The organism is Cupriavidus sp. YAF13 (assembly GCF_052113425.1).
GTDB lineage: Bacteria > Pseudomonadota > Gammaproteobacteria > Burkholderiales > Burkholderiaceae > Cupriavidus.
The window spans coordinates 5,001-6,166 of sequence record NZ_JBFRDD010000115.1; the positions used below are offsets into that span (position 1 = coordinate 5,001).

A 1,166-nucleotide genomic window follows, 5' to 3' on the forward strand; every position below is an offset into this window, starting at 1 on the left:
GTCGTGAGACAGTTCGGTCCCTATCCGTCGTGGGCGTAGGAAATTTGAGAGGAGCTGTCCTTAGTACGAGAGGACCGGGATGGACACACCGCTGGTGTACCAGTTGTCTTGCCAAAGGCATCGCTGGGTAGCTATGTGTGGACGGGATAAGTGCTGAAAGCATCTAAGCATGAAGCCCCCCTCAAGATGAGATTTCCCATAGCGCAAGCTAGTAAGATCCCTGAAAGATGATCAGGTTGATAGGTCAGAGGTGGAAGCGTGGCGACATGTGTAGCTGACTGATACTAATCGATCGAGGACTTAACCAAACYTTTAAAAGCGTAAGCTTTACTCAGCAAAYTGTTAYCTAGTTTTGAGAGARCAATCTCTTGTCTGGTGGCGATAGCGAAGAGGTCACACCCGTTCCCATACCGAACACGGAAGTTAAGCTCTTTAGCGCCAATGGTAGTTGGGACTTTGTCCCTGTGAGAGTAGGACGTTGCCAGGCACYTGAAAAARGACTAGCTATTTTAGCTAGTCCTTTTTTTATTATTCACAGAGTATAAGCTATCTACATAAAATGGGGTAAATGAACTGCATAAAGAAGTTGCATCTTGTCGATACTTATTTAGTGGAGGTGGAGAGTAATGGAAAAACAAATTAAAACATGTTCCGTTTGTCATGAACAGCATACAAAGGGTATTGAGGTGTTTTCCAGCTTTATATGCCAACACTGCGAGGTAGAGATTGTAGAGGTGGATTCATCTCATTTTCGTTATCAATTGTTAGTAGATCAATTAAAGAGAATATCAGGAGCGTTTTCTTACTAAAAGCCCTTTTTTATAAGGGCTTCTTTATATGGTTCAAAAAAATCATCTAAGTTTGTTATAATGAAAGAAAAATGAATTTTGATAGGAAAAATACTTACATATTATATTCTTTTATCAAGTTAACAATGTTATATTTACAAAAAGTAAGGAATGGATGTATGGATACATATTTACCTTTATATAACTGTTTAGTAAGGCACAGCGAAAAGAGGTCACTCTCTTATCACGTGCCCGGCCATAAAAATGGTCAAATTCTACCTTCACATATTCAGTCTTCTTACGCAGACTTTTTGCAATACGATCTAACAGAAATTAGCGGATTAGATGATTTACATGAAGCAGAATCTGTTATTAAAG

General features: G+C 39.4%; 1 protein-coding gene, 2 rRNA genes and 1 pseudogene (1 of these 4 only partly in view). All 4 read left to right on the top strand.

The features are described 5' to 3' along the window. Nucleotides 1-308, top strand: a 23S ribosomal RNA gene (locus AB4061_RS40110) (it extends 2,628 nt beyond the left edge of the window). Between the two features lie 63 nt (nucleotides 309-371). Then, nucleotides 372-487, top strand: a 5S ribosomal RNA gene (rrf, locus tag AB4061_RS40115). 139 nt (nucleotides 488-626) lie between these two features. Continuing rightward, nucleotides 627-809, top strand: coding sequence for a sigma factor G inhibitor Gin (locus tag AB4061_RS40120; RefSeq protein ID WP_013054842.1), 183 nt, complete (start codon nucleotides 627-629; stop codon nucleotides 807-809). 158 nt (nucleotides 810-967) lie between these two features. Next, nucleotides 968-1,166: pseudogene (locus AB4061_RS40125) on the top strand (hypothetical protein); the annotation flags it as partial.

What these genes read in the sequence shown, in the direction of transcription:
- AB4061_RS40120 (WP_013054842.1), top strand. Translation starts at nt 627, where the DNA reads ATGGAAAAACAAATTAAAACATGTTCCGTTTGTCATGAACAGCATACA.